The 23,696-nt window shown below is 41.2% G+C and carries 19 protein-coding genes and 3 pseudogenes; 12 read left to right on the forward strand and 10 right to left on the reverse strand.

Translation table 11 applies throughout. The annotated features are described in order from the left end of the window. The first annotated feature begins 84 nt into the window (after nt 1–84). Complete coding sequence (locus RM049_RS03485; protein WP_012410794.1) at nt 85–423, forward strand: P-II family nitrogen regulator; 339 nt, start codon at nt 85–87, stop codon at nt 421–423. 125 nt (nt 424–548) lie between these two features. On the opposite strand, the gene rdgB is transcribed toward RM049_RS03485, so the two are convergent. Together rdgB and RM049_RS03495 are read right to left on the reverse strand one after the other, a co-directional pair. Further along, nucleotides 549–1,130, reverse strand: a complete 582-nt coding sequence (gene rdgB, locus RM049_RS03490; protein WP_322703166.1) for an RdgB/HAM1 family non-canonical purine NTP pyrophosphatase — start codon at nt 1,128–1,130, stop codon at nt 549–551. Between the two features lie 82 nt (nt 1,131–1,212). Beyond that, complete coding sequence (locus tag RM049_RS03495; protein ID WP_322703167.1) at nt 1,213–2,649, reverse strand: phosphoglucomutase/phosphomannomutase family protein; 1,437 nt, start codon at nt 2,647–2,649, stop codon at nt 1,213–1,215. Nucleotides 2,650–3,493: 844 nt separating this feature from the next. On the opposite strand from RM049_RS03495, the pseudogene RM049_RS03500 reads away from it, so the two are divergent. From RM049_RS03500 to bioF, 4 genes and pseudogenes are all read left to right on the forward strand, one after another. After that, nucleotides 3,494–3,688, forward strand: a pseudogene (locus RM049_RS03500) (DUF1877 family protein); the annotation flags it as partial. 140 nt (nt 3,689–3,828) lie between these two features. Continuing rightward, nucleotides 3,829–4,587, forward strand: coding sequence for a sucrose-phosphate phosphatase (locus RM049_RS03505; protein WP_322703168.1), 759 nt, complete (start codon nt 3,829–3,831; stop codon nt 4,585–4,587). Beyond that, nucleotides 4,587–5,219, forward strand: coding sequence for a Holliday junction branch migration protein RuvA (ruvA, locus tag RM049_RS03510; protein WP_099101282.1), 633 nt, complete (start codon nt 4,587–4,589; stop codon nt 5,217–5,219). The genes RM049_RS03505 and ruvA overlap by 1 nt, the downstream gene beginning before the upstream one ends. A 91-nt stretch (nt 5,220–5,310) precedes the next feature. Continuing rightward, complete coding sequence (gene bioF / locus RM049_RS03515) at nt 5,311–6,531, forward strand: 8-amino-7-oxononanoate synthase (protein WP_322703169.1); 1,221 nt, start codon at nt 5,311–5,313, stop codon at nt 6,529–6,531. 54 nt (nt 6,532–6,585) lie between these two features. Here bioF and RM049_RS39210 read toward each other — a convergent pair. Further along, nucleotides 6,586–6,846: pseudogene (locus RM049_RS39210) on the reverse strand (AAA family ATPase); the annotation flags it as partial. Between the two features lie 95 nt (nt 6,847–6,941). On the opposite strand from RM049_RS39210, the gene RM049_RS03525 reads away from it, so the two are divergent. After that, nucleotides 6,942–7,658, forward strand: coding sequence for a molybdopterin-dependent oxidoreductase (locus tag RM049_RS03525; protein ID WP_322703171.1), 717 nt, complete (start codon nt 6,942–6,944; stop codon nt 7,656–7,658). A 13-nt stretch (nt 7,659–7,671) separates the two neighbouring features. Here RM049_RS03525 and RM049_RS03530 read toward each other — a convergent pair whose 3' ends face one another. The 4 genes and pseudogenes from RM049_RS03530 to fusA form a co-directional block, all read right to left on the reverse strand. Further along, nucleotides 7,672–8,460, reverse strand: a complete 789-nt coding sequence (locus RM049_RS03530) for a Uma2 family endonuclease (RefSeq protein ID WP_322703202.1) — start codon at nt 8,458–8,460, stop codon at nt 7,672–7,674. 62 nt (nt 8,461–8,522) lie between these two features. Then, nucleotides 8,523–9,404 (reverse strand): GNAT family N-acetyltransferase, encoded by an 882-nt coding sequence (locus tag RM049_RS03535; RefSeq protein ID WP_322703172.1) that lies wholly within the window; start codon nt 9,402–9,404, stop codon nt 8,523–8,525. Between the two features lie 461 nt (nt 9,405–9,865). Next, entirely contained in the window at nt 9,866–10,936 is a 1,071-nt protein-coding gene (locus tag RM049_RS03540) for an acyltransferase family protein (protein WP_322703173.1), read from the reverse strand. Between the two features lie 816 nt (nt 10,937–11,752). Then, nucleotides 11,753–13,756: pseudogene (fusA, locus tag RM049_RS03545) on the reverse strand (elongation factor G). 319 nt (nt 13,757–14,075) lie between these two features. Here fusA and RM049_RS03550 point away from each other — a divergent pair. The 6 genes from RM049_RS03550 to RM049_RS03575 all read left to right on the forward strand — a co-directional run bounded on the left by RM049_RS03550 (nt 14,076) and on the right by RM049_RS03575 (nt 20,097). Beyond that, nucleotides 14,076–14,675: a macro domain-containing protein gene (locus tag RM049_RS03550; RefSeq protein WP_322703174.1), complete on the forward strand. Its 600-nt coding sequence runs from the start codon at nt 14,076–14,078 to the stop codon at nt 14,673–14,675. Between the two features lie 359 nt (nt 14,676–15,034). Further along, nucleotides 15,035–16,162, forward strand: a complete 1,128-nt coding sequence (locus RM049_RS03555) for an SAM-dependent methyltransferase (RefSeq protein WP_322703175.1) — start codon at nt 15,035–15,037, stop codon at nt 16,160–16,162. 108 nt (nt 16,163–16,270) lie between these two features. Beyond that, nucleotides 16,271–17,044 carry a nucleoside phosphorylase gene (locus tag RM049_RS03560; RefSeq protein ID WP_322703176.1) on the forward strand — a complete coding sequence of 258 codons (774 nt, stop codon included), beginning with the start codon at nt 16,271–16,273 and terminating at the stop codon, nt 17,042–17,044. 326 nt (nt 17,045–17,370) lie between these two features. Further along, a complete protein-coding gene (locus RM049_RS03565; RefSeq protein ID WP_322685092.1) occupies nt 17,371–17,934 on the forward strand; it encodes a retropepsin-like aspartic protease in 564 nt (187 codons plus the stop codon). Nucleotides 17,935–18,083: 149 nt separating this feature from the next. Beyond that, entirely contained in the window at nt 18,084–19,448 is a 1,365-nt protein-coding gene (gene miaB, locus RM049_RS03570; protein WP_322703177.1) for a tRNA (N6-isopentenyl adenosine(37)-C2)-methylthiotransferase MiaB, read from the forward strand. Nucleotides 19,449–19,476: 28 nt separating this feature from the next. Beyond that, nucleotides 19,477–20,097 (forward strand): hypothetical protein, encoded by a 621-nt coding sequence (locus RM049_RS03575; protein ID WP_322703178.1) that lies wholly within the window; start codon nt 19,477–19,479, stop codon nt 20,095–20,097. Between the two features lie 96 nt (nt 20,098–20,193). On the opposite strand, the gene RM049_RS03580 is transcribed toward RM049_RS03575, so the two are convergent. From RM049_RS03580 to RM049_RS03590, 3 genes are all read right to left on the reverse strand, one after another. Then, complete coding sequence (locus RM049_RS03580; protein WP_322673734.1) at nt 20,194–21,171, reverse strand: bestrophin family protein; 978 nt, start codon at nt 21,169–21,171, stop codon at nt 20,194–20,196. Between the two features lie 930 nt (nt 21,172–22,101). Then, the gene (locus RM049_RS03585; RefSeq protein ID WP_322673736.1) at nt 22,102–23,451 is read right to left on the reverse strand and encodes a hypothetical protein; all 1,350 of its coding nucleotides are present in this window, start codon (nt 23,449–23,451) and stop codon (nt 22,102–22,104) included. Next, complete coding sequence (locus RM049_RS03590) at nt 23,421–23,603, reverse strand: hypothetical protein (protein WP_322673737.1); 183 nt, start codon at nt 23,601–23,603, stop codon at nt 23,421–23,423. The genes RM049_RS03585 and RM049_RS03590 overlap by 31 nt, the downstream gene beginning before the upstream one ends. Between the last annotated feature and the right edge of the window lie 93 nt (nt 23,604–23,696).

Here is a 23,696-nt window from a genome sequence, read left to right on the forward strand (position 1 = left end):
GGAAAAGCACTGCTAGTTACAGCTTCGGACAGCGGATCTGGTTAGATATATAAACGAAGCTAGTAGAAGTCAGGAGTCAAGAAGATGAAAAAAGTCGAAGCTATTATCCGCCCATTTAAGCTAGATGAGGTGAAAATTGCTTTAGTTAACGCTGGTATTGTTGGCATGACTGTTTCTGAAGTCCGGGGGTTCGGACGGCAAAAAGGTCAAACTGAACGATATCGTGGTTCTGAGTACACCGTTGAGTTTCTCCAAAAACTCAAAGTGGAAATCGTCGTTGACGACAATCAAGTTGATATGGTGGTAGACAAAATTATTGCTGCTGCCCGCACTGGTGAAATCGGCGATGGTAAAATTTTCATCTCGCCTGTTGAGCAAGTGATTCGGATTCGCACTGGCGAAAAGAACACAGAAGCAGTTTAAAAAAGTTATGAGTTAAGAGTTAAGAGTTATGAGTCAAGACTAATGAATGAAGATTTAGCAGAATTCATAACTTCTAACAGACGCGATTAATCGCGTCTCTACTCTTAACTTTTGTACAGACGCGATTAATCGCGTCTCTTAACTCTCTCTAATTGCGGAAGTAAAGCTGTAAAAGCCTTGCCTCGATGGCTAATTGACCTCTTCAACTCCCGTGTCATTTCAGCAAAAGTTAATTGCAACTCTTGCACATAAAAAATTGGATCGTAGCCGAAACCATTATCACCACGAGGCACGTGGAGAATTTCGCCGCGACAAACACCTTCAGATTCTAATACGATCGCACCATCAGGACGAGCAATCGCTACTGCACAAACAAATTGAGCTTGCCGATTTACCTCGTTGTCTAATTCTTTGAGTACCCTGGCAATGCGTTCTGAGTCGGTTTTGGCGTAACGTGCAGAATAAACTCCTGGTGCGCCATTTAGGGCATCTACTTGCAAGCCTGAATCATCAGCAATTGCCCAGTTTCCTGTAGCTTTAGCAATTTGTGACGCTTTTAGACAAGCGTTAGCGGCAAAAGTTTCGCCCGTCTCTTCAATTTCCAACTCTTCAGGCTTGAGGGTTAATTCCCAACCAGAATTTTCCAGGTAAGCTTGCATTTCCCGCAACTTACCTGGATTTCCTGTGGCTACTACAAGTAATGTCATAAAAAGTTATCAGTTAGGAGTTAGGAGTGATAAGTTATGAGTTATTAATTCTTAACTCCTAACTCTCAACTCCTCACTAATTTTACTCCGCCCAGTGTTTCGCCCAAGCAAGAGTTTGATGCACTTGCTCAATTGTCGAGGCTTCGCAGTACAGGCGTAAAACTGGCTCAGTCCCGCTAAAGCGAATCATTAACCAGCTTTTATCTGCAAGGCGATACTTGTAGCCGTCAATTGTTTGGCAATCAATCACTGCTTTCCCTGCAATTTCCGTTAAGGGTTGGGTTTGCAATTGTTGCAAAAGACGCGATCGCACTTCCATATTTGCTAAGGGCAAGTCAATGCGATCGTATGCTGAGATAAATCCTGTTTGTTTCTGCAAGTAGCGATAATATTCACCTAAATCCAAACCAGATTCGACAATCGCCTCTAGTACGTACAATGCTGACAGCAATGCATCGCGTTCGGGAATATGGCTGCCATAGCCAATTCCTCCCGATTCTTCACCGCCCAGCAACACTTTTGCTACTAACATTCTGTCAGCGATGTATTTATAACCAACTGCTGTTTCAAAGACTGACAGGTTATGTAGTGCTGCTACAAGGGGCATCAAGTCGGAACCACTAACAGTTTTAACTATTTCACCCTTAAAATCGCGCCGCAGGGTTAAATGGTCGATTAATATCGGGATTAATACTTGGGAGCTGAGGAAGTTGGCTTCTCCATCTACTGCTGCAATGCGATCGCAGTCTCCATCAAATACTAACCCCACTGTTAAACCCGATTGATCGGTTTCTCGGTGAGTCTTGATGACTTCAAATAGCTTTGAAAGGTATTTCGGCAATGGTTCCGGCGCACCGCCTCCAAAGAGGGGATCGCGATCGCTGTTGATTTCTTTGACTCGATCGCCTAGTAGTTTCGCCAATCCGCCAGCCGCCGCGCCATGCATAACATCGGCAAATAATGTCAGTTTGCCAGATGCGATCGCTTCTCGAAGTTTAGCGATATCAACTTTACCTTCTAGCGCTTGGGTATAACTGGGCCAGGGATCGAACTTCTCTTGCTTGCCTGGGGTAGCTGCTAGTGGTACTCCAACCGACAACTGCGCTTCTATCTCTTTTGTGACTTCTGGCGGTACCGACCCACCAAAATATCCCTTGACTTTTAACCCCAAATATGCACTAGGATTATGGCTGGCTGTAATTACCAGCGCCCCCAAAGCATTGAGTTCTTTTGCTGCCCAACTATAAGCTGGAGTTGGGGCAAAGCTTTCGCTCAGTAGCACATCAAAGCCGACAGCAGAGACAGTATCGGCAACAGCACGAGCAAAGTCTTCGGCCATGAATCGGCGATCGTAACCGACAATTATTGTCCGGCTACCCACCGTAGAAAAATACGTATCATATAATACTTTTGCGGCAACTGGCGCGACCAGGGCTAGGCGTTCAAAGGTGAACTCGTCACCGATAACGCCCCGCCAGCCGTCTGTACCAAACTTGATTGAGTTAGTTACAACTGGCATCTAAGTATCCTAACTGTCTACTTGAGGATTCTAGCATTTATACAGTGTGCAGAGTAAAAAAAGAATCTAGTAAAAGTATGTACTAATAATATTCAACACAAAATTTATGATTAATTTTTTAAAATCTAGGGGTAGCTTGAACAGAGGAATAAAACCAAAGACTAAGCTCGACTTTATCCATTTTTGCCTACGGGTCATCACAAATGTAGGCGATCGCCACTCTCAAGAGGCGGAATGTCGGAGGGAGAATCAGTTGGAGTCGAATGTTGTGAAGAGGTGTTGACTACGAGCGCAGGCAGTAGAGGTGGTTAAATTGATTGTATCGTAGTGCATTAAGCCAAAGAGACGTAGTACTAAGTCTCTACATTGTTTTTTGGTGCTAAGTCTCATTCGACATCGCTCAAATTTAAACATTAGTTGTCAAAAATTGAGCGTTTGCAGCTAACGTTCTTCCATGTATAAGAAAGGCTTAAGTATTTGCAGCTAATGTATAATTATTTATTGCAAAGGTTTAATACTTTGCAACAATTGTTCTTCCATATATAAGAAAGGCTTAAGTATTTACAGCTAATGTATAATTATTTCTTGCAAAGGCTTAATACTTTGCAGCTAATGTTCTTCCATATATAAGAAAGGTTTAAGTATTTGCAGCAATCATTGTAATGAACTTATAAATTGATTTATTTCCTGAAATATATACAGATATCATAAAAGGCTAGAGTGTACACACAAGTCCTAAAAACTTGGTTTGATGAGGCTTGACTCGTTCCCAGGCTGCGCTTGGAAACGAGATAATGAACCAGTGAAATCGGAAATCGGAAGGCTATATTAAGTAGCAAAAGAATTAAGCGAGATTTCTAAGACCGATCTGGAAGCCCGCTTCGATCCTTCAGCACTTTTGACAGCAGACGTTTATCCACATATATGGCAAGAAGGAAAGGAAGCATTAGAGTACATAACTGATTACTATATCTACGTGGTAGAGTTCTTTCAAGAAGCAGCTAAGTGTGGTGATGTAGTGTTGTTATACATATCCTGAGCTTTACATAGAATACAGTTTAGTTAAGCATTGATCCTCGAATTTAGTGTCTGATACAATATTTTGTTTTCAACAAAGAAATCTCTTGCAAAAGCCCCCTCACACGGTAGAATAACGAGATTTTGCAAGAGGTATTAATCATGAAACCATTTCTGTTTGTAACCGATTTAGATGACACCCTCGTATACCGGACTGTGGGTGATGACAGCGCTTTACCAGAACTAAATCAACTGCTGAGTCAACATCGCCAAGAATACGGTACTAAAATCGTTTATTCTACCGGGCGATCGCCTGTACTTTACAAAGAACTCCAAGCTCAAAAAAATCTTTTGCAACCCGATGCCCTCGTCCTATCTGTGGGTACAGAAATTTACCTTGATGGTACTGATACTCCAGACTCAGGTTGGTCAGAAATCCTTTCTCCCGGATGGGAACGGGAAACTGTATTATCTATTACAAAAAAATATCCTGAGTTAGTTCGGCAACCAGATTCAGAACAGCGTCCCTTCAAAGTGAGTTGTTTTTTAGAACAAGAAGTATCTGCGAATGTTCTACCACAACTTGAAGCTGAGTTGCAAAAAGCTAAATTAAATGTAAAGTTAATCTACAGTAGCGGAATAGACCTTGACATTGTACCCCTGACCAGCGATAAAGGTCAAGCAATGCAGTTTTTGCGCCAGAAGTGGAAATTTGCAGCAGAACAAACAGTTGTCTGTGGTGATTCGGGTAATGATATTGCTTTATTTGCTGTAGGCAACGAACGGGGAATCATTGTGGGGAATGCCCGAAAAGAGTTACTCCAATGGCACAATGAGCATCCCGCAGACTATCACTACCTGGCAAGAGGATTTTGTGCAGGTGGAATTATCGAAGGCTTAAATTATTTTGGTCTCTTGTAATGATTAGTTATTTAAAAGGTATAGTCGCTGGTATCCAAACAATTGGCGCTAATCGCGTGATTCTGACTCTGGAAGTGAATGGCTTGGGGTATGATTTGCAAGTTCCCCAACGCCTAGCAAACCAGTTACCAGAATCGGGAGGAGTAACGCAAATTTTTACCCATTTGCAAATTCGTGAAGAAGTGCCCTTTCTTTATGGCTTTGCTTCCCCAGCCGAACGCGATTTATTTCGCCACTTGCTGACTGTCACAGGTATTGGTGCAGCCTTAGCGATCGCCCTCTTAGACACTCTGGAACTACCAGATTTAGTCCAAGCAATTATCGCTGGCAATACACAAATCCTCATTCAGGCTCCCGGTGTCGGTAAAAAAATCGCCGAACGCATCTGTTTGGAACTGAAAAGCAAATTAGTCGAGTGGCGCAAATCAGCCGGGTTCTTCGTCGCCACAGGCGGGCCAGCACCAGGAATTCTCGAAGAAGTGCAAATGACCCTCTTCGCCTTGGGATATACTGCCCATGAAGTCAGTCACGCCCTGCATGTGGTCAGCGAAGACATCGGACTACCCAAAGATGCCTATGTCGAAGACTGGATTAAACAAGCGATCGCTCATCTCAGTAGCGAACAAGTTTAGTTGTCATTTGTCATTGGTCATTTGTCATTTGTCATTTGTTATTAGTTATTCTCCCCCTGCTCCCTGCCCCCTGCCCAATGCCCAATGCCCAATGCCCAATTCCCAATCCCCAGTCCCCAGTCCCCAGTCCCCATTCCCCACCGATCCTTATGCTTGGCTAGAACAGTCGTTAGCAACAATTCATCGGGCGGACTGGTATCGCTCAGTACAACCGATCAGTGGTCGTCCGGGTGCAACGGTGGTTTTAGCTGGGCAAGAGGTAATTAATTTTGCCAGCAATGACTATTTGGGATTGGCTGGAGATGAACGGTTGATGGCGGCTGCAACTGCTGCGATCGCGGAATTTGGGACTGGTAGTACTGGTTCGAGATTACTCAGTGGGCATCGGGAGTTACACAGGGAGTTAGAAGAGGCGATCGCATCTACCAAACAAACAGAAGATGCCTTGGTATTTAGTTCCGGGTATCTAGCCAATTTGGGTGCAATTACTGCCCTTGTAGGCAAGCGCGATTTAATATTTTCTGACCAGTACAATCATTCCAGTCTGAAAAATGGAGCGATTCTTAGCGGTGCAGCAGTTGTGGAATACCCACACTGCGATATGGCAGTATTGAAAACTCAGTTGAGTCAACAGCGACAAAACTACCGACGCTGTTTGATTCTTACTGATACCGTCTTCAGCATGGATGGCGATTTATGTCCGTTGCCTGCACTGTTGGATCTCGCTGATGAATTTAACTGTATGCTGCTAGTCGATGAAGCTCATGCCACTGGGGTACTAGGAAAAACTGGCGCTGGGTGTGTCGAACATTTTGGATGTACGGGAAAGCCGTTAATTCAAGTTGGCACTTTGAGTAAAGCTTTAGGTAGTTTAGGCGGTTATGTAGCAGGAAGTAGTGCCCTAATTGATTTTTTGCAAAACCGCGCACCCAGTTGGATTTATACCACTGGGCTTTCACCTGCTGATACAGCCGCGGCCTTAGCAGCAATTAAAATAGTGCAACAAGAACCGCAACGCCGCGCCCAATTGTCGGGAAATATACATTATCTGAAAACTTTGCTGCAACAGTTACCTAACCTGAAATTGCTGCCTTCTGAATCACCCATATTATGTTTTCAATTACTTAATGCTACAGATGCGCTCAAAGCTGGAAAACAGCTAAGAGATGCTGGCATTTTTGCCCCAGCAATTCGTCCCCCCACAGTGCCCACAAGTCGAATCAGAATATCTTTAATGGCAACTCATGAAGTAGCACATATTGAAAAATTGGTAGCAGTGCTGAAGGATTGCAATATAATTCGTAATTCGTAATTCGTAATTCGTAATTCGTAATTACATACTTATTGATAAAGTCTTAAAAACTCCCATGAGGTTGTCTCGCCACTGACACAGTTGTACATCCTCTTCAGTCAGTAATTGTTCGATCGGTGATTTAAAGGCTTGAGCGATCGCAAAGTAAGGAATATTGCGCTGATACTAGTCAAATTTGCCTGAAATAAAGTAGCCCCGTTGTTGCGTAATCGGTTTATAAATTTCTTGCACCAATGCTGACTTGCCAATACCGGAGTATCCTGCTATCAGCATCAGTTCAACTTGAGAAGAAGACAGTTTGTCCCTCTTTCCTGCTACTCTGGCGATCGCTGTTCTTACTGTCATACTGTTTACAAGTATTGAAGCAGAAAGCGTCCGTTTAGTGAAATCTATTTTTCTGTAGAGGTTTTATGAGTCTGATTCTTCCCAAACCTACCCTATCCCGTCGTCGGTTACTGCAAGTATCTGGACTTTCAGGGGTAGGTTTTCTTCTTGGTGGCTGTGGAACAGATTTGTTCTCAGATAATTTGCGGCAAATCTCTGAGCCACTAAACCAAAGTCTTGAAGCACTTCTGCTAACTCAAAAACCTATACCTGAATTTCCTGTCAGTGCCATAGAAGCAGATAAATTGCTGGTTAATACCTTTGATTTTACCCCGCAAATCGATCCGGCACAGTTTCGCTTAATAATTGATGGTGAGGTTAATAATGCGATGCAATTGAGCATGGCAGATATTCAAAAACTTCCCTTGACTTCAATGGTAATTCGCCATGTCTGTGTTGAAGGCTGGGCTGCGATCGTTCAATGGGGAGGTGTGCGATTACGAGATTTAGTAGCGCTGGTACAGCCGAAGTCAAATGTCCGTTATGTCTACTTCAAATCTGCCGATGGCTACTATGAAAGCTGGGATCTTGCTTCTGCCATACATCCCCAAACTCTCATGGCTTATCAAAAGAATGGACAACCCTTATCAGTTGATAATGGTGCGCCGATGCGCCTAGCATCCCCAATTAAACTAGGCTACAAGCAAAGCAAATGGGTAACTCAAATTACATTCGTCAGCAATTTGTTACCTACTAAAGGTTATTGGGAAGATCGAGGCTATGAGTGGTTTGCAGGGCTATAAAACAGGCAAAAAGCTAATCTAAATCGGGTTCAACACCTAGCGATCGCAATTGTGCAATCAACCGTTCAGCCCGTTGTCTTTCTTGTTCAGCCCGTTGACTTTGCTGTTCAGCCCGTTGACTTTCTTGTTCAGCCCTTTGACTTTCTTGTTCTGTAGAAGTCAATACCCAGCAGCCTGTCCAATCATACCACCGTAACCAAGGCTGTTCTACATCTTGATAGCGTCCCTGCCAAACACCCAAGCCTAATTCTAGTTCTGGTATCCAGAAGCGCGACTCTGACAGTGTGATTTCAGCATAACGACCACCGTCTAACTTAAATACCCTTAACTCATATTTGTAGCGATCGAATACTATATAATAAGGCACACGCAAAATCTGCTCATATACTTCCCACTTTGCTGGTGGTTGCTTGATATCCCGCAATGTTTGCCCTAAGTCTTCCTTTTCAGTACCTGGAGACAGCAATTCAACCACAATAAAAGGCTGAACTCCCTCTTGCCAAAGGACATAACTTAAACGTAAATCTCGTTGTTCATAGAGGCGGGAAACACCTAAAACGGCAAACCAATCTGGTCGCTTATACCATAGTGGACGGCGCGGATCGTAATAAAGATTCAGATCGCTAGCAACAAATATCTCGTCGCTTGGATAATTTGGTGGACGAAAGGTTTCGTCTAACAGACGAGGTTGCAATAAATGAAACTGATCGGGCAAACCAGGCTCCTCTGGGTCTTCACTAGGAAGATCGTACATGGTTGGCAATACATCTTTTGGCGATCGCGGCGGGTCAGTTTGATACATCATAAAGCAATCCTGATGATGAAACTCTCAGTTCTATTATGATTTAATTGTTTTTGAGTAACTCAACACCTTGCAGAACGCGGCAGCATAAATTTCTCGCCTTCTGCTGCAAATTTACCACGAACCATCAGCACGGTTTCATCAAATGTATGGGTGAATGCTTGCACATCTTTGACATCCAGAAGTTCTGGACTAAAGTAAATCACTACTTCTTCAATGGGTTGAGGTATCTTACTAAGAATATTCTTCAAAGAACATATCTGCGTTGTCACTAAATCGAAAAGATGAAGTCGGTTATCTTCTATCTCCATACAGGCGATTAAATCTAAATCTTCTGCATAATATAAGGGACGACTTCCTTCATTGACACAGAACACAGGTTTTTCGTTGACTACGCCAACTATATTAGAGACAGGAATGCGTGTTTCCAAAAGTCTGTGTAGCAATGTGTAATCTTTAGTATTGGTAAAATCCAGTATTCTGAAGCTATCAGTGCTACTTGTGGAGTTACACTTAATTTTGAAGATGTGTTCTTCGACAACACGAAAGCCAAAAGGTAAGTACAACTCTGGTTGTGGTGTCGTCAGTACCAGGGTTTCATAAAGGCGATCGCGATCGCAATACCCTAGCACTTCCTGCATCACTTCCCGGTAATACCCTCTCCGGCGAAATTCTGCACGGGTAGCTACTCCATGAACTCCTCTGACAGTGAGCCTTTGTCCCATAATTTGCATGGGAATTTCTAACACTCCCACATGGGTAATAGCTATATCATCATGAAAGCGAATAAAGGGAGTTGAAGCTGTTTCCCAGGATGCACCTAGTTTTCTTGCACATTCTGCTAAACTGCTGAGTCCGGGAAATGTGACTTCCATCAAGTCAAAAAGCTTATCGCTTAAGCTGGGATCGGCAGAAAATGACTGTTTGAAACGATACTGGCTCATAGTTCAAGTATTACAATCAATTCAGTAGAGACTACAAAATCAATTCCAGCAAATCCAGAAAAAATAAATGAGTAATGAGTAATGAGTAATACCCATTACTTATTACTTATTACTCATTACTTCAAATAAGACTAAGCTATACTTCTCGCCAGTAGGCAAAAAGCCAATTTGTTGATAAACTGCTTGGGCTGCTTGGTTATTAGCACCTGTAAATAGGATGGCACGTTTTACTAAGAGCGATCGCGCATTTATAGCCGTCGCCAGTAGTGTTAGGACATCAACAGACGATCGAACCTAAACACAAAAAGACTTTTCACCCAGTCCTTAGTCCCCAGTCCCCAGTCCCTAGTCCCCAGTCCCCAGTCCCCAGCTATAACAATGAACCTGTTACCACACTTTTGGCGTAGGCTTTACACCGCAGTGCTGGCGGTGTCCACAACCGAAAAGTATTGGGTGCAAATTTATACTTTTGAGTTCTTGATAGTTTCCACTACTGCATAAGTTGAAAAATCACCCAAGAAAAGCTTACGCATAATTGAATAATTGATGATAAGTTTGTAGATAATATATGAAATCAATAATGCACCTATTACCCTAATTCCTGGAGATGCAAATATTGGGTAATTTTTAATAGTTATTTGTATTGGTTGATGCAAATACATAATGAGCATAGAAGCACTACCAAGTTCGCGTAGGGCATTTCCTATGTAAGACTTATTATGAAGTAGTATCGCCAATTGCTGTGTAATAATAATACCAGACAAAGCTATGATTACATTAAAAACTAATACACTATAGGTAGTATTTTTCATATTAAAATTGAAATATAGCAAAGACCTATTATCTAGTAAAAATGCAGACAGAAATATTATTATTACTAATATTAATGTCCTCGAATTAATTAATAATGATTTAGCTGCCATGTGTCCTAACCAATAAAATGGAAGTGCCATTGCAACTACATTAATATTCCAAGGGAAAATAACATTTTTAAGGAAGTAATAATTAATCATTGCTAAACAATAACAGCCAAGAATAATTTTTATCATCAGCCAATTATTAGAGCCAAACTTTATATAGATCGGGTTATATACCTGCTGCGTAAGAAATAAACAAGTTACAAACCAAAATACACCAAACCAAAGCACCAGATTTGCCCCACCATATAATTGTTTCCAAATTATCATCAATGTATATATGATAATTTGATCTATCGGCAATAATTTTTTTTGCTGCCAACTGTCAATTATCAATGGTAAATACTGAAATAGAGTAAATAAAAAAAGAAATGAAAAATAGGGTACTAGAAGATGAAATATTTTTTTCTTAAAAAAAGTATAGTAGTCAGTTTTTTCTTTATAGAGATATCCACTGATAAAGAAAAAAAGCGGCATATGAAACCAGTAAATATATTTCGATATCGGGTTGACTATATGTCCTACAACAACTGTAATTATGGCAAGACCTTTCCAACAATCAATCCATTCAATTCTTTCTTTTACTATACGCTCAACTATTTCTGATTTTACCATTTTAATTATTTTTTTATACTACAAAATTAAGGCTATACCATAGACTTTTTTATAAAACAATAAATTTTGTCTCATATATATTATTTTCTAATTAATCTGCACAAAATTGTTATAAGTTGTAAATCATAAGGCTAACAGTATTTATGATAAAAATCAATTGCTAAAAATCTGCATTAAGATTATTTCTTCCCTTGGATATACTTATTTAGATTATGATAAATTACTGAGGACTTAGCGAAGTACAAATTTTTATACAATTGCAAAAATCCCTTTATTGCAAGGATACCTAGTAAAGAAGAATTTAGTATTAAATAAACATCTCTCTATTGGCAGAAATTTAAGTCTATAAAATTAAGCATTAAGACCCGACCGCACAAGAAGATTATGCAGGATAGTGGTGAAGCGATTAGCATAAAATTTGACCCCTCAAAACTTTTCAAACACCCTCTTAAGGCGCTAAAAACTGATGATAAAGACGTGATTGAATAATTAGACCTGGGAACAACGGCGTTGTTGATGCTCTCCCCAGTTGGGGCAATACCGTTTTGTTAAGGAATTTCTGCGTTGAGGTAAGCAGGGGAAGCAGGGGTAGATGAGAGGCAGGGGAGAAAAGAGGGTCATTGTTCAGTAATTCTTCTCTCAAGAACAGCTTCTTTTCTTCCCTTGCTCAAGAACAGCCTGCTTCAACAAAGAAATTCCTTAACCGAACGGTATTTACTGCTGGGCCCTACGGCTTTCTCTGATTAAATGATTTAATTAAGCTCCAGCTTGTCTTTTTGATCGGACAAGCTGGAGATACTAATTGCTAATGTTGGTTCAGGACTGCCGATAGCAGGCAAACTCCATTGAAAAAGTAGCCATGCCAGAAGTGAGCGATCGCAATTCTGTAGAATACCCAAACATTCGCGCCAGCGCTACTTCTGCCCGAATCACCGTGTATCCCTGCATTGTCTCGGAACCCAACAACAAACCTCGACGGGAGGATAAGTCACCCTGAACCCTTCCCATAAACTCGTTGGGTGTTTCCACCTCAACAAGCATGATGGGTTCCAGGATGTAGGGTTTTGCATTAGCGATCGCACCTTCAATTGCTTGATGGGAAGCTGACCGGAAAGCCAATTCTGAAGAGTCAATTGGGTGATAAGAACCACCATCCAGAACGACTTTCACCCCAGTTACCGGATAGCCTTCCAGCTGTCCTGATTGCATCGCCTCACGGAAACCTTTCTCACACGCCGGGATATATTCTTTGGGAATCGCACCCCCAGCCACTCGATTCTCAAAGACAAACGGCTGATCTGTGGGTTCAATCCATCCAGTAATATGGGCGTACTGACCGGGGCCGCCTGACTGTTTCTTGAATCGGTAGTCAAAAGTAGCTTGTTGCCTAATGGTTTCCCGGTACGCCACGGCAGGATTACCAACGTAAACCTCGGCATTATATTCTCGTTGAATGCGTTCGAGATAGATTTCCAAGTGGAGTTCGCCCATCCCAGAAATCAGAGTTGATCCTGATTCGGGGTCGATACTCAACCGGAAGGTGGGGTCTTCCCTTTGAAAGCGATTGAGTGCTTTGGAAAGGCGATCGCTATCTTCCTGTTTCTTGGGCGTAATTGCCAGCGTAATTACTGGTTCCGGTACAAACATCTTCTCTAGAGATACCAGTGGTTCTCCAGAACAGAATGTATCACCAGAAGCACAATCTACACCCAACAGAGCCACAATATCCCCAGCAACGGCAACTTTTACCTCTTCTCGCTTATTGGCGTGCATTCTCACCAAGCGACCGATTTGCACTCGCTGTTCAGTCCGCGAGTTGTAGACGGTATCGCCGGGTTTGAGCGTCCCAGAGTAAATCCGGGTATAGGTCAACTGCCCAAAGGATTCGACAGTGAGTTTAAATGCCAATGCTATCAAAGAAGCATCGGGGTTAGGGTAGACACTCACCGACTCTGCGGTTTTGACCACTTCTCTATCTATAGGAGATGGTAGATAAAGCGTAACTGCATCCAATAAGTTTTGTACTCCTTTATTTTTGAATGCCGAACCCAGCAGTACAGGCGTGAATTCTAGACTCAAGGTTGCCTGTCGAATGGTTTCCCAAATGAATGCTTTGGGAATTTCCTCACCCGCCAGTAGCATCTCCGTCATCGGTTCTGAGAACAGCGACAAAGTATCTAGCAACTTCTCCCGTGCCTGTTGCGCCTCATCCCTAAGAGCTTCGGGAATCGAATTTTTGACGTGATTTTCCCCGTTTTCACCCTCAAAGTAGTCAGCAGTCATTTCTACCAGGTCAATCACTCCCTGGAATTGGTCTTCACTGCCGATAGGATACTGGATCAACATTGCATTGAGTTGCAAGCGATCGCGTATTCCCTGTACTACACGAAATGGATCTGCTCCCGTCCGATCCATTTTGTTGATGAACGCCAAACGCGGCACTCGGTAGCGCTTCATTTGCCGATCCACCGTAATGGACTGGGACTGCACGCCCGCCACAGCACACAGCACCATCACTGCCCCATCCAATACCCGCAGGGCGCGTTCCACTTCAATTGTGAAATCTACGTGTCCAGGTGTATCAATCAGGTTGATTTGCGTATCGTGCCACTAGCAGGTGGTAGCAGCAGAAGTGATGGTTATACCATGTAGTTTTTCCTCTGGCATAAAATCCATCGTTGCACCCTTACCGCCTCCCCGCACTTCCTCAATAGCGTGGATTCTGCCCGTGTAGAAGAGAATTCGCTCTGACAGCGTAGTTTTACCAGAGTCGATGTGGGCAGAGATACCAATATTTCGGATGCGTGTTCGGGGAATCATAAAATTTCCTTTTGTTCAAGCGACAAACAGTCACCAACTGAGTGGTGATATTTTTTGTATTATATATGTAGTATAAATAAAAGACAAGGCTGATAATACAGACAAACAGTTCTGACTTTTTACGATATCTGAAAAACCTCACTTCTATTTCTCTCTCCTAAAAGGAGAGAGACTTTGAATTTTCCCCCTTCCCGCGACGAGTTGGGGGTTAGGGGGTTAGGTTTTTCGTGGGCCTTTCTAGCTGACGCGAAAAGTCAGACAGTTGATATTTGCCCTAGCTGACGTTTAAAATAGATATTCAAGCGGAGGAAATGAAAGCTTGAAATTGATATTGGTAGCTCCCGACTCTTTGTTGTGTGCAGCCTTTGAAGAACATTTTAATTACTTACCCAATGTAGAAATAGTGAATAACTATTTCGAGTGGTTGCCAGATTTTGATTGTATGGTCAGCCCTGCTAACTCTTTTGGAATGATGGATGGTGGCATAGATGCGGCAATTATCCGTTTTTTCGGCCCTTCCTTAATGGCAAGAGTCCAGCAGCGCATTCTTGAGGATTATTTGGGCGAACAGCCTGTGGGAACATCAATGATTGTGGAAACAGGCCATCACAAACATCCTTTTTTGGCTCATACACCGACTATGCGAGTTCCCATGATTATTGCTGGGACAGATATTCCTTATATTGCGATGTGGGCGATGCTGCTGGCAGTTCGCCACCATAATCAACACGCTAGGCAAAAAATTAACACCATTGCCTGTCCTGGATTGGGTACGGGAATAGGACGAGTGCCATACACTGAAGCTGCTAGACAGATGGCATTAGCTTATGACCATTTTCTCTATCCACCTAAATATCTCAATTGCATAGTTGCGGCTGAAAGACAACTTCAGATATGGGAAGGAGGAGATTTTAGGTAAAGTAGGACTTTGGATAATAGTCTGAGTTCATTACCAGGGAAAATATAGTGTTCCCAATGGTGTTAAAAATTTAAATGCAATTTATCAAATATTTTTGCAACCTGAAGATAAACACTATTAATTAAGGGAGCTTTATGTTCTTATTAAAGTTCATAAAAAAATATTAATTTTTAATACATAAATTGATTTTCTGACTCTCAATTTTATTTCTCGTATTTTACCATTTTAAGTAGAATCAGGGAGTGATAAATCCTTGATTTTATGGGAGTTTTGAATTTAGCGTCGACCGAAATGGTAAAAGACGATTATTTAGTTTTGTCATAAATTTAATATAACTAAAAATCTAAGGTAATGTATACATGACTTCCAGCATTACAGACAAAATCCAAAGACATACTCTTTTAGTAGATGTGAATAACAAAAACCGAATTGCTTACCAAGCTAACCGCACAGCGATCGCTGCATTCAATGCAATCGTAATGGCAGGAGCAGAGGCTTATATCAATGGGCTAAAAATCCCCGATACTCTGCTTAAATCCCTTTTAAATCTCTCCATGCAAATCAGCTACAAATATTTTCCTTCTCTTTTAGTTCCCTATGAATGGCTGTTGCAAGAAAGCGATCGCCTTGCAGAAGGGTCACACGAACTAATGAAGATTCAATACAACCTACCCGAAGAAATGTTCAGTCTAATGTTAAAAGAGACAGAACTTTTATATCCCAAATACACAATGGCTTTATGGGAAAAAGGAGCATCTAACCTTGAGCAAGCTCAAATGCAGATGCTCGATGATTTGATCGCAAAAGCAGGCATCGAAGACGGAGATGAAATCTTAGATTTGGGATGCGGTTGGGGTTCTGCATCAAATTACATTCTTTCCCGGTTTCCGCATGTAAAAGTAACGGCTCTTAATTTGAGCCACGGGCAATGCGAATATATGCGGAAAAAAATGCGAGACCCTACCAGTTACCTCAGTTCAGATAGATTCACTCTATATGAAAAGGACTTTAATGATATTGATTTTGAGAATAAGTTTGATAAAGTTATGGCGATTGGCCTGTTTGAACATGTAGGGAATTTAACGAAATCATTTCAAAAACTGGCTTCTCTCCTCAAAGATGATGGCAAGGTGTTAATTCACATAATCACAACCAGATTACCTTATAATATAACCCATCCTTTTATCGACAAATATGTTTTTCCAAACATGCGGGTATGGAGTTATGATGTCATCCCAAAGATTAATACAGACCTGAAAACTATTAATCAATGGTATTTAAATGGCGCTAACTACTCAAAGACTCTGATAAATTGGTTGATGAGTTTTGACCAGAACCAAGCTAAAGTCAAAGATTTAAATTATGGCATGAACTATGGCAAGTTCTGCCGGATGTGGAGACTTTATTTACTCTTGTGCATTGTGTATTTTGACGGTTGTGATGGTGAAATTCTTGGTAATGGTCAATACTTGTTGGTTCATGCATGATAAGTTAATTGCATAAGTCCTAATAATCTAGCGATCGCCCAACCTATCGAGAGCAATTTTTGGCTTTTTATTTGTAGGAGCCAACAATAAGTGTGTGAGTAGCATTGAATGGCAAATAAACGTTTCTATCACATTGGCTTTGGGCAAGATGATTTAGGTTCATCGGCTCCTAATATGGCTCTATTATCTGGCGATCCAGAGCGATCGCACCTAATTGCCCAAACTTATTTACAAGATGTCCGCGTGTTGTCAGAAAATCGCGGACTCAATAGCTATGTTGGATACTTATCTAATGGTCGCAGCATCTTATCAGCTACAAGTGGTATGGGTGCGCCTTCATTAAGTATTGTTGTCAATGAGTTGGTACAAGTAGGAATCCGGCAAATTATTCGCATTGGAACTTGCGGTTCCATTCAATCTTATATACCAGTCGGTAGCGTTGTTATTAGCAGTGCAGCATTATGCCGCCAAGGTGCAGCGAATGACATTGCACCTGTGGAATATCCAGCCGCAGCCGATCCTTTTCTTACAGTTGCTTTAGTTAAAGCCGCACGAGAATTAAAGGTTGAACATTACATCGGAATTACGGCATCAGTTGATACTTTTTACGAAGGACAAGAACGCACTGATTCAGCCAATCCAAATTTAATGCGATCGCTGCATGGCATCACAGAAGAATATCGGCACTTGAATATCTTGAATTACGAGATGGAATGCGGCACACTATTCAAAATGGCAGGAGTCTATAATTTTGTCGCAGCAGCTATTTGCGGTGTAGTTGCTTCGCGTACTGATAGTGAAAATATCATTCTAGAACAAAAAGATATCGCCGTTAAAAATGCGATCGCAACTGCTGTAAATACAGCAGCAACCTTTGAGTAAGCTAACAAATTTATCTTATCCAACTTATTAGTATGTCAGATTGAATCTGCTCTAAGTAGTTTCATCATGTCTTTACCTAATCTTTAATTTTCCAATCAGTAATTCTATGTAAGATGTATTGAGTAAGATGCGATTTTATATTTTTGAGATACATATATAAAAAATTAGCTAATTAAAAACTAAAAAAGTGGTTATAAATGTCTATTTTAGATAGATATAATTTAAGTTTTTATATTAAAAGCCTGTTCTTTTAACACCATGTTTTACAGCCACCATGATGAGTTTAGATATTAAGAGTAGTCAAAAAAAATGGAGCGCGGTATAACATGAAGAATGCTTGGAGGCGTTGGATTACAACCGTTAATCTAGCTGCAATTGCACTAATGCCGACGCTGATATTTTTAGCATTCTCTCATCGGGCAACAGCAGACGATCCAGGAGCGTGTTACATGATAACTTCCTCTGGTAAAACCGTTGGATTGGGAAGAATTTGTGGCAATATCATAGCTGCACCTTCAGACAATAGAGTTTTTCGAGTCTCAATCAAACGCCGTTTTGGTGGAACTCCTGTGATTGATGTCACCTTCAACGACAAAAAAACCTTTGAAATGATTGTAGATACAGGTGCTAGTGGAACCATTATCACTCAAGATATGGCGAATACACTTAACCTCCAGGCTACAGGTACAATGCAAGCCCAAATTGCTGATGGTAGTGAAGTAAAATTCTCAACCAGTAAGGTAAAATCTATTGCAGTAGGTGGAGTTACAGCCAATAATCTTCAAGTAGCGATCGCACCAAAAGCAAGCATCGGGCTACTAGGGCACGATTTTTTTGGCAACTATGATATTAAAATTCTGGAAACAGAAGTTGAATTTCATCACCGCTAATGCTTGCAGCTTGTAACTTTTTGAGGTTTTTATATTGAAATATTAAAAGGAATCTGAGCCAAGGTACTCAGCACTCCTGAAGCCGGTTAAGAGCGTTATAGAATAGAAATAAACCTGACATACATTACGCTGATTCAGCATAATTGCCCATGACCACTTCTAAACGCCAATATCACATTACTACTTTCGGTTGTCAGATGAATAAAGCTGACTCAGAGCGCATGGCTGGCGTTTTGGAAGACATGGGCTTTGAGTGGTGTGAAGATCCGAATCATGCAGATGTGATTCTCTACAATACCTGTACAATTCGGGATAATGCTGAACAAAAGGTATATTCCTATCTTGGCAGACAAGCAAAGCGCAAACACGAGCAACCTGATTTAACCCTCATTGTCGCTGGTTGTGTTGCCCAGCAAGAAGGAGAAGCGCTGTTGCGGCGAGTGCCAGAATTAGACTTGGTAATGGGCCCACAACACGCCAACCGTCTGAAAGATTTGCTGGAGTCAGTATTTGAAGGCAACCAAGTTGTTGCAACCGAAGCAGTTCACATTATTGAAGATATCACCCAGCCGCGACGAGATAGTACAGTGACCGCTTGGGTAAATGTGATTTACGGCTGTAACGAACGCTGCACTTATTGCGTAGTTCCCAATGTGCGCGGTGTCGAACAATCTCGCACGCCGTCAGCTATCCGGGCTGAAATGGCAGAATTAGGACGGCAAGGTTACAAAGAAATTACTCTACTCGGTCAAAATATTGATGCTTACGGCAGAGATTTACCTGGAGTCACACCAGAAGGTCGGCATCTGCACAACTTTACAGATTTGCTTTATTACGTACATGATGTACCGGGAATTGAAAGGTTAAGATTTGCTACTAGCCATCCCCGTTATTTTACTGAAAGATTAATTCAGGCTTGTGCTGAGTTACCCAAGGTGTGCGAACACTTCCACATTCCCTTTCAATCTGGGGATAACGAACTTTTAAAGGCGATGGCGCGGGGTTATACCCATGAGAAATATCGCCGGATTATCGATACCATTCGGCGGTATATGCCAGATGCCTCGATTAGTGCCGATGTAATTGTCGGTTTTCCTGGGGAAACAGAAGCACAGTTTGAAAATACCCTGAAACTGGTGGAAGATATTGGCTTTGATATGTTGAATACAGCAGCATATTCGCCGCGTCCGGGGACACCAGCCGCTTTGTGGGACAATCAACTGAGTGAAGAAATTAAAAGCGATCGCCTGCAACGGCTCAATCATCTGGGAAACTTAAAAGTAGCAGAGCGATCGCAACGTTACTTTGGACGCATTGAAGAAGTTTTAGTAGAAGACCAAAATCCTAAAGATTCAACCCAGGTGATGGGACGCACTGGCGGTAATCGTTTGACCTTTTTTAGCGGCAACATCAAAGAACTCAAAGGGCAGTTAGTAAAGGTAAAAATTACCGAAGTTCGACCTTTTAGTTTGACGGGTGAACCAGTTGAAGTGAGGCAAACTGTTTTGCACTAAGAAGTATTTGAAGATTATACCCTGATTTATGATGAAGTTACCGCAAACGATTCCAGTTCTTCTTTTTGGGGCTAGCTTGGCTGTAATTTCCCCTCAACATTGTGCTGCTTTCACTGTTCAAGAAATAGCTATTCTTGCTCAAGCATCAAACGATTTGCCAATGGTCAAATCGGCTGGACTGTCCCCCGATATGGATGTGCCTTGGTCTAAAGCCGTAAGAATTGTTGACCCTTTTGAAGGGGAGTTGGTTGGAGTTTTCGACCGCAATTCTTTAGGTGGCTATTTGTACCGTGGGGGTTCAACGCAAGTTATTAGTTTGTGGACACCTTCGAGCATTCGAGTACTCGTAACAGTAAATTCGGGTCAAGCAATGTCTTCTTTCTACACCGCAGGTCGTGTGTATCCCAGACCTGACTATCTAAGATTTGTCACGACTAAAAAAGTCGATAAGCTTTTGCTCAAGGTCAGAGAAAAAGTTTTTCAATTAGACGGTTCAACCGGCACATTTGCTGTCAGTCCAGAATTAGCCACTGCTTTGAAAAATGCTCCAGATGAGAATTTAGATATCAGACTAGTTTTAGAAGGAGGTCAAACTGTTGATAGCGAAATTGGTAAAGGGACGGTAAAAGCTTGGCGAACTATTTATTAAACTATTATATTTTTCAACCAAGTATTTTCTATGTTTAATAAAGGAAAAACCTCTCCTTTCTCATCAAAACTTGACTGATAAAACTTATTTATGGATTTAATAAGAACGAACATTGTTAGAAGTAAGCCTGATTAATTCTTCAACATTGTTTGAGATTGTATTGCAAATAGTATTTAAAGGTAAGTCATTAGGATCAAAGCCAAAAGGTTCTTCAATTTCTGAACCAATTTGTTCAATACTTAATAATGTAAAACTGACAAAAGCCATTACTATCCCAGTCCACCAATTTAAAAAGCTCACAATTTCCAAAGGTAATATAAGACAAAAAATTAATAACAGTTGTCTTAATTTAATAGTATATATCAAAGGCAATGGCGTTTTTAAAATACGTTCGCAACCGCCTAAAATATCTACTAACTCATTTACACAATTATGTAAAGTAGTTAGTTGATAGACATTTAGGCAATTTCGGTCATGCTGATACTGCAAGTAATCTCCTATCCAATAAGCAATTTGTAGTGGAGGATGATCGCTATCTTGGAGGTATAAATATTGTTTTTCAGACATTAATGATGCCAACTGAGTGTCTAAAGGCCCCGATCTAAGATGTAACTTCATTGCAACTGCAAAAGCAGTCACTAACCGAAGCATTGCTTCTTTTTCTAATTTATCTTGTGGTGTCTTCTCTTTAACTATTATCGCAATTCCACGAGTTAAGTTACGCGATGTATTAACTAAAGCTCCCCATAGTTGACGACCTTCCCAAAATCTATCATGGGCTGTATTCGTCCGAAAGACTAATAGTAATGTAAAGCCAATATTAAAGCTTAAAACAGCATTGGTAAGAATATTGCTAGAATCTGAAAATGCTATTGGTAATCCTAAATGAGCTAAAAATGATATGAAAGTACCATATATAGTACAAAAAATTACCCAAGGAAGAATAATAGAGATAATTGACCTTTCAAGCCGAAGAGTTACTTGAAGCCAGTTCAGCTTTTCGCCTTTGTAAAGATGATACTTTTCTCTTAAAGAGTTTTTAGAATTATTTTGAAAATAGTTAGGTTGTTTCATGTTGTTAAGGTTTGAGGATTACATCAATTAGCAAACTAACTTTTTTAGCTAAATATATCTTGCTTAAGGAAGACGTATACACGATGTAGGTTTTCATATAGTCACCATAATGGAACTATAATAAACATAAATTATAGTAGTTCTAACATTGAAATTTATTTCTGTGAACTATCTTTAGGTAGGGAAATTCAATACTGTCTTCCAATTCTTCACCACAAACCTGATTTTCTGCTTATATTGATTAAAGGTTGTGGTATTTCGCTGCTTTATGAGATAATTAGACAAAATTTTCAGCTATTTATAATAAATATTTAATTTTTCTTACCGACAGAGCGATGTCTACGACAGACTACGCCTAAACATCTTGGGTTAATAGCAGTGTAGCGAATGTGTAACTCTTAAGCTATCAAAGGAAATCAACCCAATTAAATTTGATATTAAGCCAGGAAGTTACCCAATTTTAGATGTCCATTTTGAGGAAAACCATTCTTGGGTGAAGAGTTATGCAAATCCTTTTTAAAAGGACAAAACTATATGATTACTAGATGATTTAGTTGAAACTTATTTTAATAAAGATTTATCAACAGTATTTACACAACTTGGCATTGAAAGTATCAAAGTTACTGAAATCAATCGGCAAATTCTCAAAAAATTAATCTTCGCTCAATAGTTACTAGAGTATGTTGGAGGTAAAAGCGATCTTGCTATCAATAAAGCTGATAATATTAAAACTATTAAGGCGCGATCGCATTAGTCAGGCTACATATCAGCAGGCAATCCTAACAGTGCAGATAAAGGCAGAGAACTAACAGAGGAATATTTGACGCAATCAAATTATTTCAATCAATTATTGCTGGTCGCAGTACTGTTAATGGTAATAGATGAGTTTAATCTTTAAACTCCCCTCAATCAGATAGTGAGTTAAAAAATTTATAGTTTCTGTCCTGCATAAATCGATCGCACTTCGCCGTTACGTCGGACGACTGCTTCGCCATTACTGACATCTACTAGTGTCCAACCGCTTGAGCCGATACTTTCACCCATATTGATGCGGCGAGTCACGCCATCAATTTTAAACAAAGCGGCAGATTTGTTGCCCAACTCTAGCAATCCCTCTAAGGTATTACTCGGAGCAACTGCGATCGCCGTTGCCGGATATACTTGTTCTTGGGTAATAGTTGGTTCTGACTCTGGTGCGAGTGCAGCACGCAATGGAACTACTGGTAATGCAGGCAGAGGTTTGGGTGTTTGGCGCACGGTAATGGGTGCAGTTTTGGCTGCCACCGGTTTTAGTTCGGCTCGTACAGCCGCAGCTAACATATTGACAGTTACAGGCTTGGCAGCTTGTCGCACTGTATTCAGGGCAGTTTTGACAACATTAGGTTGAGATACCCGTAACGCGCTGGCAACTTGTGGTAAAAGTGTGGGAGTCCCCGGAATGGCTGGAAGGGCGTAGCGCATTGGTGACGGCGCTTGATAAACGGGGACATAGATGCGCTCAACAACGCTTCCAGAACGATTAGGGGCAGGTGGTGTATTATTAGCTAGAAGTGGAAGTGCTGGTAGATTACCAGTTGCTTGCTGGCGACCAAAGGCTATTTGGTTAGTATTTGCCTGACTGGAGAATCCTGGATTGAAAGATTTTTGATTGCTTTTTGCTCCTTGCTTATCTATAACAGCCAGCGATTGGAGCATATAGTCAACTAACTCTGCCTCAATTTCTGTTTTTACGGGCAACCGTGACTGCGATTGCGGCAATAGAAGCGCTGACTCAGGCAATTTGTTATTTAAAAGATATACGACTCCAGACTGCACCAAGTAGATCGTACTAGCGATCGCCACGCCTAAAGTTGTTCCTACAATCAGCAGTTTGCCCAAAACCGAACTAGTTTTTTGACGCTTTCTACTAACTGGTTTAACAGTAGAGGTGTCAAATACAACGGTACTCAATTGCTTGTGCCGATCTTGAGCAACTGACTGTACTCCTTGGTTCAGAGTAATCTGTGGTATCATAACTGTTTGCAGAGGCACGTATTCTGGAGGCGATTGGCGTTGAGCTTGGGCGGAAACTCCAGCAACAGAGTGGCTCGATCTGTTCTGACTACTGTGCCTAACAGTTTGAGAAGGCAGATTACCACTAGCATCCAGAATGTAGTCGATATCGGCAAAGAGTTCATCCATTAGGCCATCAGCATAGTTTTCTATCGACCAAGGCTCGTTGGTGATTAAGTCTTCTGATGGTTCTGGTACTATGAGACGGGTGCTGGCTTCTTGTAACATAGACGTTCTGGGTTGTTGCTTGGACGAGGAAACGCCACTTCTACTGACTTGAAAGTGCTGAGTGCTGAGTGCTGAGTGCTGAGTAAAAATACCAGTTCCCAGTTTCCAGTCCCCAGTCCCTCTTTCATACTTGGTGGTGAAACTTGTTTCATTGAGACTGCCTGAAAATTAGGATTATCAGAGGAGGCAGTAGGTCGAGGGCAGTTATTACTGAAGTAAATAAGTATGAATAAAAACTTCAGATT

Source organism: Nostoc sp. DedQUE04 (assembly GCF_034530995.1).
GTDB lineage: Bacteria > Cyanobacteriota > Cyanobacteriia > Cyanobacteriales > Nostocaceae > Nostoc.